This window comes from Pseudovibrio sp. M1P-2-3 (assembly GCF_031501865.1).
GTDB lineage: Bacteria > Pseudomonadota > Alphaproteobacteria > Rhizobiales > Stappiaceae > Pseudovibrio > Pseudovibrio corallicola.
Genome location: NZ_JARRCW010000001.1, coordinates 2,454,440 through 2,469,454 on the forward strand (window position 1 = coordinate 2,454,440; position 15,015 = coordinate 2,469,454).

Genomic DNA, 15,015 nt, shown 5'->3' on the forward strand with positions numbered 1-15,015 from the left:
ACGGGAAAAGAGCTCCCGCATGATTTCAAACACGACTTAACAACAAAAAGCCCTCCCGCAAAAACGGGAGGGCAATCCTTCCCAGCCTTCAAAAATGAAGACTGATCAGCACTTCAGTTAATGAATATTAACGGAAGAGGCTGAGGATATTCTGGGAAGAGGAGTTGGCGATGGACAGCGCCTGAATGCCGAGCTGCTCCTGTGTCTGCAGGGCAGACAGACGAGTAGACTCTTCGTTCATGTCAGCATCCACCAGCTGGCCGATACCACGCTCAATCGCATCAGACAGGTTCTTGGAGAATTCCATCTGCATATCAACACGGGATTTTGCGGAACCCAAAGCAGTCGCCGCATCTGTCATCTTGTCGTACTGTTGGTCAACTGCCACAATCACAGAGTCCATGAGCGCACGATCGCCTACAGTATCACCCAGCGCAGAGATATCAAAGTCCAGGACTGACGTACCCAAAGTCGTCAAACCTGTATCGATTGCGGCGAACGCAGCGGTTAACTCATCGTCAAATGCATCAAGCTCGGCAGTGTTCGTTCCACCTGTACTATAAAGCTGAGTAATGTCGCGTCCGTCATACAGAAGCGCATCAAAGGCAGCCTGATAAGCCTCTTTAGCTAGGCCGTCCACGCCATTATTGAGAGTCAACACAGGATCAGTTCCTGCTGTAGCATTATATTCGCTATAGCTAACGTCACCCGCGCCCGTTCCGATCGCGCCAACAAGATCCTCAGTCAGGATACCTGTATTGTCAGCAGCAGTCGCACGCGTATCAACAAGTGTCGTAACACTGGTGTCAACCTCAATGTTGCCAAGTGAGATATTGCCGTCAGTATCGCGCGTGAAGCTACCAACAACCTGCTTGGTCATGTTGGCAGAAGACATGTCCTGCTGCAGCCAGTTCTCACCGGAGAAGCTTGCAGATTCAGCAATTGTCTGTAGCTGCTCCTGCAGAGCATCAATATCAGACTGAGCTTTGTTTTTGTCGATTGTGCCGTTTTTCGCAGCTTCAATCTTCTGCTTGATCTGATCAACATAATCAAGAGAATCTTCCATGGCTGTAAAGGCAACATCAACTGTCGCAGCGCCAAGACCCAAAGAATCTTGTACTGTAGACAAGGAGTTGTTGTCTGAACGCATGGTTGTTGCGATGGACCAGTAAGCAGCGTTATCAGAAGCATCTTGAACACGCAGACCTGTAGAAATACGGCTCTGTGTTTCACTCAGATCTGAAGCAATGCTGCGCATAGTCTGCAGCGCAACCATGGAGGAAGAGTTTGTTAAAAGACTAGACATAAGAAAGTCCCTTTCAAAAAAAACATTTGGGACATGCTGGATTGAAACCAGCGTTTCCGGGAAAACATCATATTCTACTCAAAGAGCAGCCCAGAACAGGAGTAGAGTTCCATTTGAAACTTACGTGAAGCTGAACAGGCAATAAATGGACAATGAATTACCCGTTATACAGACCGTAAAACTTGAAGAACTTGCCGCCAGCCCTTCCTTCACAAAATCAGTTAGCAAGTTTTGGATATCCAAATCCGCGTAAACTATGGATCATCCAACAAGAAAAAACCCTCCCACATCTGCGGGAGGGTTCTCCATTCCAGCCCTTTGAAAAAGACTGGTCAGCTGTTCAGTTAACCTGGATTAACGGAAAAGGCTGAGGATGTTCTGGGAAGAAGAGTTCGCAATAGACAGCGCCTGAATACCGAGCTGCTCCTGTGTCTGCAGGGCAGACAGACGAGTGGACTCTTCGTTCATGTCAGCATCTACCAGCTGGCCTACACCACGCTCAATAGCATCAGACAGGTTCTTGGAGAATTCCATCTGCATGTCTACACGAGATTTTGCGGAACCAAGTGCAGTCGCAGCATCTGTCATTTTGTCGTACTGTTTATCAACAGCAACGATTACAGCATCCATGACAGCACGATCGCCTTCAGTGTCCCCCAGTCCAGAGATATCAAAATCAAGGACTGACTTCCCACTCAGTTTGGCAAAAGAAGCATCGATTTCAGCGAATGCCGCAGAGACATCATTTTTCAACGTAGACAACTCAGTAGAATCAACACCGCCTGGTGAGTCAAGATCTGCCGCAGCATAATCTGACGCCAACTCATCGAAAGCAGCTTGATAAGCATCTTTAATAAGTCCATCAACCGCATCAGTGTCGAAGTTCAATGCAGCAGGCGTATCTGCTCCACCACCAGTTCCAGCTACAAATGCATCGACAGTAACAGCAGCCGTACCTTTAGAACCCAAAAGATCTTCAGTCAGGATACCCGTATTGGCGCCAGCGGTAGTGGCACGGGTATCAACCAGAGTTGTTACACTGGTGTCAACCTCAATGTTGCCAAGTGAGATATTGCCGTCAGTATCACGTGTAAAACTACCAACAACCTGCTTGGTCATGTTGGCAGAAGACATGTCCTGCTGCAGCCAGTTCTCACCGGAGAAACTTGCAGATTCAGCGATAGTCTTCAGCTGCTCCTGCAGAGCATCAATATCTGACTGAGCCTTATTTTTGTCGATCGTGCCGTTTTTCGCAGCTTCAATTTTCTGCTTGATCTGATCAACATAATCAAGAGAATCTTCCATGGCTGTAAAGGCAACATCAACTGTCGCAGCGCCAAGACCCAAAGAATCTTGTACTGTAGACAAGGAGTTGTTGTCTGAACGCATGGTTGTTGCGATGGACCAGTAAGCAGCGTTATCAGAAGCATCTTGAACACGCAGACCTGTAGAAATACGGCTCTGTGTTTCACTCAGATCTGAAGCAATGCTGCGCATAGTCTGCAGCGCAACCATGGAGGAAGAGTTTGTTAAAAGACTAGACATAAGAAAGTCCCTTTCAAAAAAAACATTGGGACATGCTGGATTGAAACCAGCGTTTCCGGGAAAACATCATATTCTACTCAAAGAGCAGCCCAGAACAGGAGTAGAATTCCATTTGAAACTTACGTGAAGCTGAACAGGCAATAAATGGACAATGAATTACCCGTTATACAGACCGTAAAACTTGAAGAACTTGCCGCCAGCCCTTCCTTCACAAAATCAGTTAGCAAGTTTTGAATATCCAAATCCGCGTAAACTACGGATCATCCAACAACAAAAAAAACCCTCCCACATCTGCGGGAGGGTTCTCCATTCCAGCCCTTTGAAAAAGACTGGTCAGCTGTTCAGTTAATCTGGATTAACGGAAAAGGCTGAGGATGTTCTGGGAAGAAGAGTTGGCAATAGACAGCGCCTGAATACCGAGCTGCTCCTGTGTCTGCAGGGCAGACAGACGAGTGGACTCTTCGTTCATGTCCGCATCCACCAGCTGACCAATACCACGCTCAATAGCATCAGACAGGTTCTTGGAGAATTCCATCTGCATATCAACACGAGACTTGGCAGAACCAAGCGCAGTCGCAGCATCTGTCATTTTGTCGTACTGCTGGTCAACCGCCACAATTACAGCATCCATAAGAGTACGGTCGCCTACAGTATCACCCAGCGCAGAGATATCAAAGTCCAGAACTGATGTACCCAGAGTCGATAAACCTGTATCGATTGCGAGTTTAGCAGCATCCCAATCAGCTTTAAACTGTGTGAGTTCATCGGAATCGACCAGAGCACCACCACCCGGAGGAGTAACTTGCAAAAGCTGCGTCACGTCACGTCCGTCGTTCAACAATGCGTCAAATGACGATTGATAAGCAGCCATAGCAATACCACTAGTTGCAACTTCACCATTAGTGGCGTCTGTATCGAAATTGAGTACAGGGGCTACATTACCAGTTGGGTTATAATTATCAAAGGTAGTCGGATCGTTACCAAGCGTACCGACAAGATCTTCAGTCAGGATACCCGTATTGGCGCCAGCGGTAGTGGCACGGGTATCAACCAGAGTTGTTACACTGGTGTCAACCTCAATGTTGCCAAGTGAGATATTGCCGTCAGTATCACGTGTAAAACTACCAACAACCTGTTTGGTCATGTTGGCAGAAGACATATCCTGCTGCAGCCAGTTCTCACCAGAGAAGCTGGCAGATTCAGCGATAGTCTGCAGCTGCTCCTGCAGAGCATCAATATCAGACTGAGCTTTGTTTTTGTCGATTGTGCCGTTTTTCGCAGCTTCAATTTTCTGCTTGATCTGATCAACATAATCAAGAGAATCTTCCATAGCTGTAAAGGCAACATCAACTGTCGCAGCGCCAAGACCCAAGGAATCCTGAACTGTAGACAGAGAGTTGTTGTCTGAACGCATAGTCGTCGCGATGGACCAGTATGCAGCGTTATCAGAAGCATCTTGAACACGCAGGCCGGTAGAAATACGGCTCTGTGTTTCGCTTAGATCTGCAGAAATGCTGCGCATAGTCTGCAGCGCAACCATGGAGGAGGAGTTTGTTAAAAGACTAGACATAAGAAAGTCCCTTTCAAAAAAACATTTGGGACAGGCTGGATTGAAACCAGCGTTTCCGGGAAAACATCATATTCTACTCAAAGAGCAGCCCAGAACAGGAGTAGAGTTCCATTTGAAACTTACGTGAAGCTGAACAGGCAATAAATGGACAATGAATTGCCCGTTATACAGACCGTAAAACTTGAAGAACTTGCCGCCAGCCCTTCCTTCACAAAATCAGTTAGCAAGTTTTGAATATCCAAATCCGCGTAAACTATGGATCATCCAACAACAAAAAACCCTCCCACATCTGCGGGAGGGTTCTCCATTCCAGCCCTTTGAAAAAGACTGGTCAGCTGTTCAGTTAACTTGGATTAACGGAAAAGGCTGAGGATGTTCTGGGAAGAAGAGTTGGCAATAGACAGCGCCTGAATGCCGAGCTGCTCCTGTGTCTGCAGGGCAGACAGACGAGTGGACTCTTCGTTCATGTCAGCATCTACCAGCTGACCTACACCACGCTCAATAGCATCAGACAGGTTCTTGGAGAATTCCATCTGCATATCAACGCGAGATTTTGCGGAACCAAGTGCAGTCGCAGCATCGGTCATTTTATCGTACTGAGTGTCGACAGCTCTAATAACAGCATCCATTATTGTGCGGTCAGTCTCGGTATCGCCCAGACCTGAAATATCAAACTCCAGAACTGAAGAACCCAATGCATCAAAGGTATCATCCAGATCAGCCATCGCTGTAACTGCGTGCGCAGTAGAAAAGTTGCCTTGTGCAGTTGAATCCAAACTATTATAATGGTCTATGATGGCCTGCTCATAAATATCAGCTTTAAAGCCTTCCACATCCGTGGTGCCATTGACTACAGTAAGAGTACTTATAGTACCCGTGGTACCAATATCTATGGTAATATCACCAGCTAAATCTTCAGTCAGGATACCCGTATTGGCGCCAGCGGTAGTGGCACGGGTATCAACCAGAGTTGTTACACTGGTGTCAACCTCAATGTTGCCAAGTGAGATATTGCCGTCAGTATCACGTGTAAAACTACCAACAACCTGCTTGGTCATGTTGGCAGAAGACATGTCCTGCTGCAGCCAGTTCTCACCGGAGAAACTTGCAGATTCAGCAATAGTCTTCAGCTGCTCCTGCAGAGCATCAATATCAGACTGAGCCTTGTTTTTGTCGATTGTGCCGTTTTTCGCAGCTTCTACTTTCTGCTTGATCTGGTCAACATAATCAAGAGAATCTTCCATAGCTGTAAAGGCAACATCAACTGTCGCAGCGCCAAGACCCAAGGAATCTTGTACAGTAGACAAAGAGTTATTGTCTGAACGCATTGTGGTTGCAATTGACCAGTAAGCGGCGTTGTCAGACGCATCCTGAACACGCAGGCCTGTAGAAATACGGCTCTGTGTTTCGCTCAGATCTGAAGCAATGCTGCGCATTGTCTGCAGGGCAACCATGGAGGAGGAGTTTGTCAAAAGACTAGACATAATAAAGTCCCTTTCAAGAATAACATTTGGGACAGGCTGGATTAAAACCAGCGTTTCCGAGAAAACATCATATTCTACTCAGTGAGCAGCTCGGAACAATGATAGAATTTCACTTGAAACTTACGTGAAGCTTAACACCTAACAAAAAAGCTGGCAAAAATGCCAGCTATACATGTTGGGTTATACTTTTTAACTAGGCGAATGACCTTATCAGACCCGCAGTGAGCAAATGCCAACCGTCGATCAGGACGAAGAACAGGACCTTGAACGGTAGGGAAATCACCGTAGGTGGCAGCATCATCATGCCCATGGACATGGTGAGGGTGGCGACGATCATGTCGATGACGATGAACGGCAGGGCGATGAGGAAGCCGATTTCAAACCCGCGGCGCAGTTCGGAGATCATGAAAGCCGGAATAAGAACACGAAGGTCTATTTTTTCCAGCGGCACATCGGGATCATAGTCAAATGAGCCCACCGCCAGATCATCAAACAGCACCAGATCTTTTTCCCGCACATTGTTCAACATGAACTCGCGGAACGGTTCGGTGATTTTGCCGTAGGCTTCCTGCTCGCTGATCTCGTTGTCAATGAGCGGCTTCAAGCCGTCTTGCCACGCCTTATCAAAGGTCGGCGCCATGACGTAAAAGGTCATGAACAGCGCCAGTGAAATGAGAATGATGTTGGCAGGCGTTGTTTGCAGGCCCATGCCGGAGCGCAAAAACGAAAAGGCCACCACAAAGCGTGTGAATGAGGTGACCATAATCAAAATACCCGGCGCCACAGACAACACAGTCAAGATCAAGACAATCTGAATGATCTGACCGGATGCTGTCGCCTGCCCTGCCGGCAGCAGGCTGGACAGGTTCAACTCCTGCGCCCCAGCCGCGCCAACAAAGGAGAAGGTCGCAACAACAAAGAGTAAGAGGAAGCTTCTAATCACTGAATCACCACCGATTCAATGATGAGTTCTCGAACCGAATCGCCCCCGCGAATTTTAGCGCGTTCGTTCAAGTCATCGCGCAGACGCAGCAAACCGCGAGATCCTTCCAACTGGCGCGGACCAAGGGTGCGCGCATAAATTAGAAGATCTTGCTCGATTTCCTTCACAAGAACCGAATTCTCGTCATACCCCAACACACTGTCTGCAAGGATAATGGAGGTCTCAATACGGATCCACGTTTGAGAGGAAGACAACAAGTTGGTAACAATCGGTTTCAGAGCGATAATCTGACTGCCGCTTGCATAGACGGGATTTACCGCGCCTTCCTGCGCCTCGCTCTTCCGGTCCTCCACAATTTGCAGATGAACCTTTTCAACCAACGTATTACCGAAGATAAACCCTGCGCCAGCACTCACCAACGTTAGCAGGAACAAGATGCCGATAAGTGGCAGGAATGCACTTCCAGATGGAGGCAAAGCTGAACCTAGTTTCATAGTATCCTCAGAATGGCCAGACTTGGTCAAGAACTTGCTGCCCCCATGCAGGCTGTTGAACTTCGGTGATACGGCCACGCCCACCGTAAGATACGCGCGCCTCGGCTATTTTATTGTATTCGATTGTGTTTCGACCGGTGATATCTTCCGGACGCACAATTCCTGCCACGGACAGAACGCGAACTTCGTAGTTCACACGCACTTCCTGTTGGCCGCTAATAATCAGGTTCCCGTTGGGAAGTACTTTGGTCACAATCGCCGCGATGGAAAGTTCAATTTCCTCTGACCGGTCAATAGCCCCATCACCTTTAAACGCGGTGCTCGCCCCGCCTGAAATGCTGCCACTGGCCTCATCGGTGAACAAGGTTCCGATAGAGGCGCTTGCAGAGCCGGAACTGCCAGATTCAGAATCGCGATTGCGCTCGGAGGTGTTGTCCAACTCAGCCTTATCATCGATCTCAATATGAACAGTCAGTACATCACCGACATTTTTGGCGCGAGGATCGCGGAAAAAGTCTTGCTTTCCATCTCCCCAAAGGCCGTTAAAGGCGCGCCGATGACCGGATTTTTTAGCGTCAGCAGTCGCTGGCAATGCACCCACCTGCGGCGCCAAACCATGCCCAAGCGGGGTTAGTGCAGGCTCTCGCCGTACTTCTTTCAACCCGCTACACCCAGCGAGCAATCCTAATCCACAGAGCGCAACAACAAGTTTCATAGCCCAGCTCCCCTGGCGTTTCTTTGAGTTAGCAAAGCCATACTGTCAGCCAAATAGGCCGCCCGCTCCGCTGGCATTTCCGCAAGTATGCCCCCGGCCTGACGGGGTTTCATTTGTAAAAGAACCGAAACAGCGGTGACGTCATCCAGTGTGGACAGCTGCTCTGCAGCAGCGTCTGAACGCATATTCGAGTAAATGGACACCACGTGGCCTTCAGCACGCCGTAAAATTTCGTCGCGCTTTTGAACCCACTGCTTCAATTCACTGATCTTGACTTCCAGCTCTTCGACTTTGCGATCCATTTTAGCCTGCGCATCGAATATGGCGCGCATTTGCCACTGGTTGCGGGCATCGGATGCTTGTTCTGCCGTAGCTACGCAGTACGCCTTGGCATCATCAACCGCTTTTTGCAGGTCTTGCGGGCTAATCGCTTCCGCCTCACCCCCAGCAGCCAGAGCCGATGAGCCGAACACAAGGCTTGCTGCCAGCACAGCACCACCAACGCACTGCACTAAAGCAGCTGATCCAAAAGCCTTCATCACAGACGATAATCCCTGAGTTTTCATTTCATCCAGTATGGTCAGACAAGCTTGCCCGTGGCTTATGCAAGTGCTCCTACGAACACTCACTTCACCACTAGCGTTGCCTGCAAGGCCCCTGCCCGCTTGATCGACTGCAAAATGGAGATAATACCGGATGGTTTAAGGCCAATACGGTTCAGCCCACGCACCAGCGTTCGAAGGTCGGTGCCTTCCACAATCTGGAGCTGCCCATCATCTTCAAAAACTTCAATATTTGTACGCGGAACAACCACCGTCTCTGCATTGCCACCACGGGTGAATGGAGAGGGCTGTGACACCACTGGCGTCTCGGCGATTTGTACAGTGAGATTGCCATGCGTCACCGCAACTGTAGAGATGCGCACGTTCTGGCCAATAACTACGGTACCGCTCTTTTCATCGATAACAACACGAGCAGGAGTATCGGGCTGAACCATCAAGCCTTCAATCTCGGAGATAAAACGAACCGCACTAAGCCCCAAAGGACGCTGCACCTCAATGGATCTGTAATCCTTTTCCACGGCAAGCTTCTTACCGTAGCGGTTCAAGGTGAATGCATTAATGGCATCGGTAACACGAATAGCCGTTTTGAAGTCGGCATTCTTCAATTCAAATGTCAGGTTTCTCATTCTGGAGAAACGTTCGGGCAGAGTTTTCTCCACCAAACCGCCGTTGGCGATAACGCCAGCCGTTGGCACGCCTTGCGTGATACTCGCCGCTTCACCATCTACAGTAAAACCGGAGACCGAAATCGACCCTTGAGCAACGGAGTAAACATTTCCATCGGCGCCCAGTAGCGGCGTTACCAGAAGTGTTCCGCCTTTCAAAGAGGTTGCATCCCCAAGTGAGCCTACGGACACATCAATTCGGGAGCCGTTACCGGCAAATGGGGGCAGCTCTGCAGTCACGACAACAGCTGCAACATTTTGTGCTCGCAGCTTGGAATCGCGAACATTCACACCCATTCGCTCCAGCATGGACTGAAGGGATTGTTCCGTGAAAGGAGAATTACGCATGGTATCGCCGGTTCCATCTAGCCCGACAACCAGTCCGTAACCAACGAGCTGATTATCGCGCACCCCGCGCAACTCTGCGATATCTTTAATTCTGACCAGAGCAGAGGCACTACCAGATAAAACAGCGACTAAAATGAAAGCAGCGCTAAAAAACTGCAGAACGCGCACTTGAATACCCATGCTTTTAATTTCCACCTTCGACCTTCAAGGTCCCGTCTTCCTGCACGATGCCAACAACCTGCAGACCGGTATCAATATTCTTCGCTTTAATGGTGTCACCAACTCCGCCAGACTGAAGCGGCTCTACAATTGCGACAATTTTCAAGCCGCCCTCTTCAAAAACAAGAGTTGCAGGGGTTCCACGTTTCACCAAAGTGGGACTTTGAACACCATTCAAGGGAATAGGCCTACCAGGAACCAATGTCCGTTTTGCCTCCATCCCCAAAAGTCCCTCACTATTGCGAAAAACAGCCATTCCGCTAATTTTTCGCGTCAAGAATTTTTGAGAACGGATCATCCCGCTATCAATGTAATCACCGGGATAAATGACCAAGACCGGAACAGGGATTTCCTGGACCTGAGACTGGGCAAAAGAGGCACCTGCAACAAGCGGAGAGAAAAAAAGGCAGGCACTCAGCAGCCCAAATTTAAGCTTAGACACGGAACACCTGCACTTTAAAATTTACTAGCGAATGCCCTTGGAAACAGTACCAGCCATATCATCGGCGGCCTGAATAACCTTGGAGTTCATTTCATAGGCGCGCTGCGCACTAATCAGGTTTGTAATTTCTTTAACCGAATCAACATTTGAAGATTCAAGATAGCGCTGACGCACAACGCCAAAACCCGGATCCCCGGGAGCACCTTCGATACCAGCGCCAGAAGCTTCCGTTTCACGGAACAGGTTACCACCAAGCGCCTTCATACCTGCATCATTAACAAAGTTGGTAAGAGTTATTTGCCCCAATTCTTCCGGGGCCTGATCTCCATCAAAAATTGCGTAAATTTCGCCGCTCTCATTCACTTCGATCTTGATTGCTTCTTCTGGCACAACAATACCGGGTTCCACTTCGTACCCATCAAGAGTAACCAGTGTCCCCTCACCATTTTTATTAAATGAGCCAGCCCGGGTGTATAGGCTTTCGCCATCAGGACCTGCAATACGGAACCAGCCCTCCCCGTCAATCGCCATATCAAAATCGTTATTGGTCTGGGTCAGCGAGCCTTGCGTGTGAAGCTTTCTCACAGCAGCAGTGCGCACACCCAAACCAAGCTCGATACCCTCAGGAACAGGAGCTTCACCGCCACGGTTTGCAACACCTGCAACACGGTCGGTTTGGTATAGAAGATCGGTAAATTCCGCACGGGAGGCCTTAAAGCCTGTTGTTCCCATGTTGGCAACGTTGTTCGAAATTACTTCCAAATTAGTTTGCTGAGCCGACATACCTGTGGCTGCGATCGCTAGCGCTTTCATGATAAACCCTTAAATAGACATTCTTGAAAATTCCATGTACGCGTCAACAACCTTGTCGCGCACAGCCAAAGCACTTTTCAGCGAAAGCTCGGCCTTCATAACAGCCTCAACAACGTTTTGAGCTGAAACTTCACCCTTAACACCGCCAATCGAAGAAACTTCAGCGTTCTTCAAGTCGCCCGCAGTATTTTCCAAAGCAGCAGCCATAGTATCGGCGAAACTCTCGGTTGGCGCAGCAACCTCTGCCCCACCACCAACAACATACTGACGGGTACGATTAACACCACCCAAGCTATCGACACCCCGAGCACTGGAAACAGCACCAAGCCCTGAAACCGGATCAACCATTAACGCGACCTCAACAAATCAATTGTTCTATTAATCATTGCACTCGTTTGCTTCATAACCTGCAAACCAGCCTCATAAGAGCGTGTGGTCTCTCTCATATCAGCCAGCTCAACGAGCATATTAACGTTTGGAAGCTTCACATTACCGTCCTTATCCGCAGCCGGATGAGAAGGGTCATATTCAACCTTAAAATCACTTCGATCAGTACCGACACCTTTAACGGCGACCAGATCAGCACCCAACAAGCGATCCATTTCACTATGGAAAGTAATCGTCTTACGGCGATAAGGATTGGCACCTTCAACATCTGCAGTTGAATTGGCATTGGCAAGGTTTTCAGAGACAACCCTCATTCGCTGAGATTGTGCATGAAGACCAGACCCGGAGATTTTAAGAGAAGCACTTAAAGGATCAATCATTCTCTATTACTTCCCTATTCCAGATAGCATTAAACCATGAAACGACTGCACAATTGAAACATTGAGATTGTGAGCACGGGAAACTTCACCGGCCTTAATCATTTCCTGCTCCAAAGATACAGAGTTCTTAGAATCAAACACCTGCCAGGCATTTGCCTCTTTCACCTCGAACTGGCCGCCAGCCTCGCCGGAAGCACCAATGTGCGAGCCGTGAGTAGCTGCCATAGTCAGATGTGTCTGATCGAGAATATCTTTGAACGGCTCCACATCCTTTGAAGCAAAGCCAGGTGTATCAGCATTCGCCACATTCTCCGCAATCGCCGACTGCCGAACGGACAGCCACGACGATTGACGGGATGTAAGATCAAATAAATAAACGGGTTCCAAGAATTTTACCCCACACTACAACTATTAACCACAAGACTATCAATACAATCTTGTCCGTAGCTGACGGGTGTAATGCATGCAAAACGGCACAAATCACTTGGAAATGTACTTATAAAAGCGCAGTCTCCAGCGCACTTTTAAGGAACTCAGTATTCTTGAAGGAGACCGAATACGGATTATCAAACGCAATATATTTGACTGAAACAGCCGAATTATAAGGCAAAAGGAATAGACTCAGTAAAACAGATACTGTCTCGCACTTGAATTCGAGATCAATCTGGACAGCAATCTCACCTTCCCAAGCCAAGTCTATGGACGAGTTGCCCGCATAAGAGAGTGTGCCTTCCTTGAAAAACAACTCACTTGCCGAATTGACCAGATCAGAAAGATTTGCGGTCTCTTCGCCCAGAATATGCCGAGCCAAAGACGCCAAGTCTATACATCGAAGCTCCGAGGCGATCGGTTGGAGTGCTTTTGCAAGCATCTCTTCACGAACTTTTTCCTCTAGAGCAAAATCATCAGAATCGCCAACCACTAAACAATTCCCCGTAGATTTCACATATATGAGAGAGACTTAATAAATATTTTTAATTATTTCTTACTGGAAATGTATACGTAGGAAATTATTTCTGCAACCGCCCTGTAATATTCGGAGGGAATATACTGATCAATTGCAACCGCAGCGTATAATGAACGGGCCAACAACTTATCCTCGACCACCGGAACATCGTTCAAGTAAGCAATTTCTTTTATCTTTAGAGCAACTATGTCCTGCCCCTTTGCAACAACCTGCGGCGCAGCAGATCCATCCCTGCTGTAATAAAGAGCAACAGCGAAGTGAGTCGGGTTGGTGACAACAACGGTTGCAGAAGGAACACTGGCCATCATCCGCTTACGCGCCCTGTCACGCGCCAAGGAGCGCATACGGGCCTTGAGAATCGGATCCCCTTCCGCCTGCTTATGCTCATCTTTCACATCCTGCTTCGTCATACGCATATCTTTGCGCCATTGGAATCTGGCAAGAGCCAGATCAAAGCCAACCAAAGCAATAGTAGCAACGCAAATTGCAGAAAGCAGTTTGATCGCAATAGCCAAAATAGTTGCAGGAAGAATCTGAGGGTCGGAATACATAGTGGTAAGAGCCGTCGCCTGCTGGGAACGCAGCACAAGCAGTGCGACAAAAGCAACCGTAGCAAGCTTAAATAGGGACTTTATGAATTCCATTGAACCTTTAAGGCTAAAGATACGCCCAAAGCCCTTCTTAATGGAGATTCGGTTGAGCTTTGGCATAATCCTATCCCCCACCATTCTAGGGCTATTTTGCAAGAATGAAGAAGATAAACCCAATAGAATCAACAGGGCAGCGATCGGAATCATAAACCGTGTCAAGCTGCCTGCAGATACATTCAAAAGTTGAACGGCATCGCTGCGACTATTCAGTCTAATTTCACCAGGGTTATCGAGAAACCACCGTAGATAATCTACAAGATCACTCGCCCCATCGGCCAACAAGAAGACCATAATAAAAAGGAGACCGATAAAAGAGGCAAGAACTGATGCCTCTTTTGAGACTGGGATATTGCCTTTCTCGACAGAATCCCTAATCTTTTTCTCGGTCGCCTCTTCGGTTTTACTTTCCTCGTCCTGATCTTCAGACATAGCCTTCTATCGCTTTACACCAAGGCCGAATGAGGAAGGGCCACGTTAGATGTAGACTTCATCACTGCGACCAATCTCAAGATCAATTTCACCGGCATTTGCTTTTTCAAGAGCAAGGTCAGTAATTTGTCTGCGTGCATCAAGAACTTCACGCTGCGCAACCGGCTCCCCGCCAGCCAGATCATTTTCAACAATACGGCGCGCACGGCCAGACATGGACTGCAAAATAGCAGAGCGGAAGTCTTCGCGTGTGCCCTTCAGTGCAGTAGTTACCTGCTCGGTTGTCACATCGTCGAAGATGATCATACGTGTACGTGGATCCAGATTGACAATATCTTCGAAGGTAAACAGGAGACCTGCCAACTGTTCGGCAGATTTTGGAAGAACCTCGCGTAGGTTTGTCAACGTATCCTCAAGGTCATCACGTTCCATTTTATTGAGGATATCTGCCATGCGGGCATGGGCATCAGACCCGACAGTACGGGCAAAGTTCACCATAAAGTCTTCGTGGAGCGTCTTTTGAACTTCTTCTGCAACGTCCTCAACGATCGGTTTGAGCGTCAGCATTCTACGCACAATCTCATTGCGCTTGCGCCTAGGAATTTGAGAAAGCACTCCCGCAGAACCTGCGGGACTGATTTTTGAAAGAATAAAGGCGGCGGTTTGCGGATGCTCTTTTTGCAAGTATGTAGACAGTACCAGTTCTGAGATTTGGGAAACTTTATCCCAGATGGAGCGTTTGGAGTACCCCATCACATCAGACATGATTTCGTCTACCTGATCTTCAGGCAAAACACCCTTAATGAGGCTCTCCGCCCCCTCAACCGTACCGAACAAGTTCACACCACCTGTGAAAAGGTCGATAAACTCGTCAATAAGATGATCCAGTTCTCCGGCAGGCACAGTACCCAATTCAGCAGCCGCCCGAATGATCATCCGCATTTCGTCATTATCGAAATGCGAAAGTACCCGTCCAGCTTTTTCATTTCCCATGGCCAGCAAAAGCGCAGCAGCCTTCTGAGTCCCAGACTTATGGGAGAATGTAAAATTATCGGACACAGCCGGTAGAACCTCAACCATCTTTTATCTCTTTAT

The 15,015-nt window shown here is 48.3% G+C and carries 17 protein-coding genes; all 17 read right to left on the reverse strand.

The window, feature by feature from the left end:
* Positions 1–127: 127 nt before the first annotated feature.
* The gene (locus P6574_RS10670; protein WP_310620263.1) at positions 128–1,306 is read right to left on the reverse strand and encodes a flagellin N-terminal helical domain-containing protein; all 1,179 of its coding nucleotides are present in this window, start codon (positions 1,304–1,306) and stop codon (positions 128–130) included.
* Positions 1,307–1,660: 354 nt separating this feature from the next.
* Positions 1,661–2,851 (reverse strand): flagellin N-terminal helical domain-containing protein, encoded by a 1,191-nt coding sequence (locus P6574_RS10675; protein ID WP_310620264.1) that lies wholly within the window; start codon positions 2,849–2,851, stop codon positions 1,661–1,663.
* A gap of 355 nt (positions 2,852–3,206) precedes the next feature.
* Positions 3,207–4,421, reverse strand: a complete 1,215-nt coding sequence (locus P6574_RS10680; protein WP_310620265.1) for a flagellin N-terminal helical domain-containing protein — start codon at positions 4,419–4,421, stop codon at positions 3,207–3,209.
* Between the two features lie 353 nt (positions 4,422–4,774).
* Entirely contained in the window at positions 4,775–5,905 is a 1,131-nt protein-coding gene (locus P6574_RS10685) for a flagellin N-terminal helical domain-containing protein (protein ID WP_310620266.1), read from the reverse strand.
* A gap of 193 nt (positions 5,906–6,098) precedes the next feature.
* Positions 6,099–6,845: a flagellar type III secretion system pore protein FliP gene (fliP, locus tag P6574_RS10690; protein ID WP_310622147.1), complete on the reverse strand. Its 747-nt coding sequence runs from the start codon at positions 6,843–6,845 to the stop codon at positions 6,099–6,101.
* The gene (locus tag P6574_RS10695) at positions 6,845–7,342 is read right to left on the reverse strand and encodes a flagellar basal body-associated FliL family protein (RefSeq protein ID WP_310620267.1); all 498 of its coding nucleotides are present in this window, start codon (positions 7,340–7,342) and stop codon (positions 6,845–6,847) included. Before P6574_RS10695 ends, fliP begins: the two co-directional genes overlap by 1 nt.
* A gap of 7 nt (positions 7,343–7,349) precedes the next feature.
* Positions 7,350–8,057 carry a flagellar basal body L-ring protein FlgH gene (gene flgH / locus P6574_RS10700; protein WP_310620268.1) on the reverse strand — a complete coding sequence of 236 codons (708 nt, stop codon included), beginning with the start codon at positions 8,055–8,057 and terminating at the stop codon, positions 7,350–7,352.
* On the reverse strand, positions 8,054–8,596 hold the full coding sequence (locus P6574_RS10705; RefSeq protein WP_310620269.1) for a MotE family protein: 543 nt from the start codon (positions 8,594–8,596) through the stop codon (positions 8,054–8,056). Before P6574_RS10705 ends, flgH begins: the two co-directional genes overlap by 4 nt.
* Before the next feature lie 86 nt (positions 8,597–8,682).
* Positions 8,683–9,813 carry a flagellar basal body P-ring protein FlgI gene (flgI, locus tag P6574_RS10710; protein ID WP_310622148.1) on the reverse strand — a complete coding sequence of 377 codons (1,131 nt, stop codon included), beginning with the start codon at positions 9,811–9,813 and terminating at the stop codon, positions 8,683–8,685.
* A gap of 4 nt (positions 9,814–9,817) precedes the next feature.
* Positions 9,818–10,294, reverse strand: a complete 477-nt coding sequence (flgA, locus tag P6574_RS10715; protein WP_310620270.1) for a flagellar basal body P-ring formation chaperone FlgA — start codon at positions 10,292–10,294, stop codon at positions 9,818–9,820.
* Between the two features lie 24 nt (positions 10,295–10,318).
* The gene (flgG, locus tag P6574_RS10720; RefSeq protein WP_310620271.1) at positions 10,319–11,107 is read right to left on the reverse strand and encodes a flagellar basal-body rod protein FlgG; all 789 of its coding nucleotides are present in this window, start codon (positions 11,105–11,107) and stop codon (positions 10,319–10,321) included.
* 9 nt (positions 11,108–11,116) lie between these two features.
* Entirely contained in the window at positions 11,117–11,455 is a 339-nt protein-coding gene (locus P6574_RS10725) for a flagellar hook-basal body complex protein FliE (RefSeq protein ID WP_310620272.1), read from the reverse strand.
* Entirely contained in the window at positions 11,455–11,874 is a 420-nt protein-coding gene (gene flgC / locus P6574_RS10730; RefSeq protein ID WP_310620273.1) for a flagellar basal body rod protein FlgC, read from the reverse strand. Before flgC ends, P6574_RS10725 begins: the two co-directional genes overlap by 1 nt.
* Before the next feature lie 6 nt (positions 11,875–11,880).
* Positions 11,881–12,261, reverse strand: coding sequence for a flagellar basal body rod protein FlgB (gene flgB / locus P6574_RS10735; protein WP_310620274.1), 381 nt, complete (start codon positions 12,259–12,261; stop codon positions 11,881–11,883).
* A 109-nt stretch (positions 12,262–12,370) separates the two neighbouring features.
* On the reverse strand, positions 12,371–12,796 hold the full coding sequence (locus tag P6574_RS10740) for a hypothetical protein (protein WP_310620275.1): 426 nt from the start codon (positions 12,794–12,796) through the stop codon (positions 12,371–12,373).
* A gap of 56 nt (positions 12,797–12,852) precedes the next feature.
* Positions 12,853–13,920: a flagellar biosynthesis protein FlhB gene (gene flhB, locus P6574_RS10745; RefSeq protein ID WP_310620276.1), complete on the reverse strand. Its 1,068-nt coding sequence runs from the start codon at positions 13,918–13,920 to the stop codon at positions 12,853–12,855.
* Positions 13,921–13,965: 45 nt separating this feature from the next.
* A complete protein-coding gene (locus P6574_RS10750; RefSeq protein ID WP_310620277.1) occupies positions 13,966–15,000 on the reverse strand; it encodes a flagellar motor switch protein FliG in 1,035 nt (344 codons plus the stop codon).
* Between the last annotated feature and the right edge of the window lie 15 nt (positions 15,001–15,015).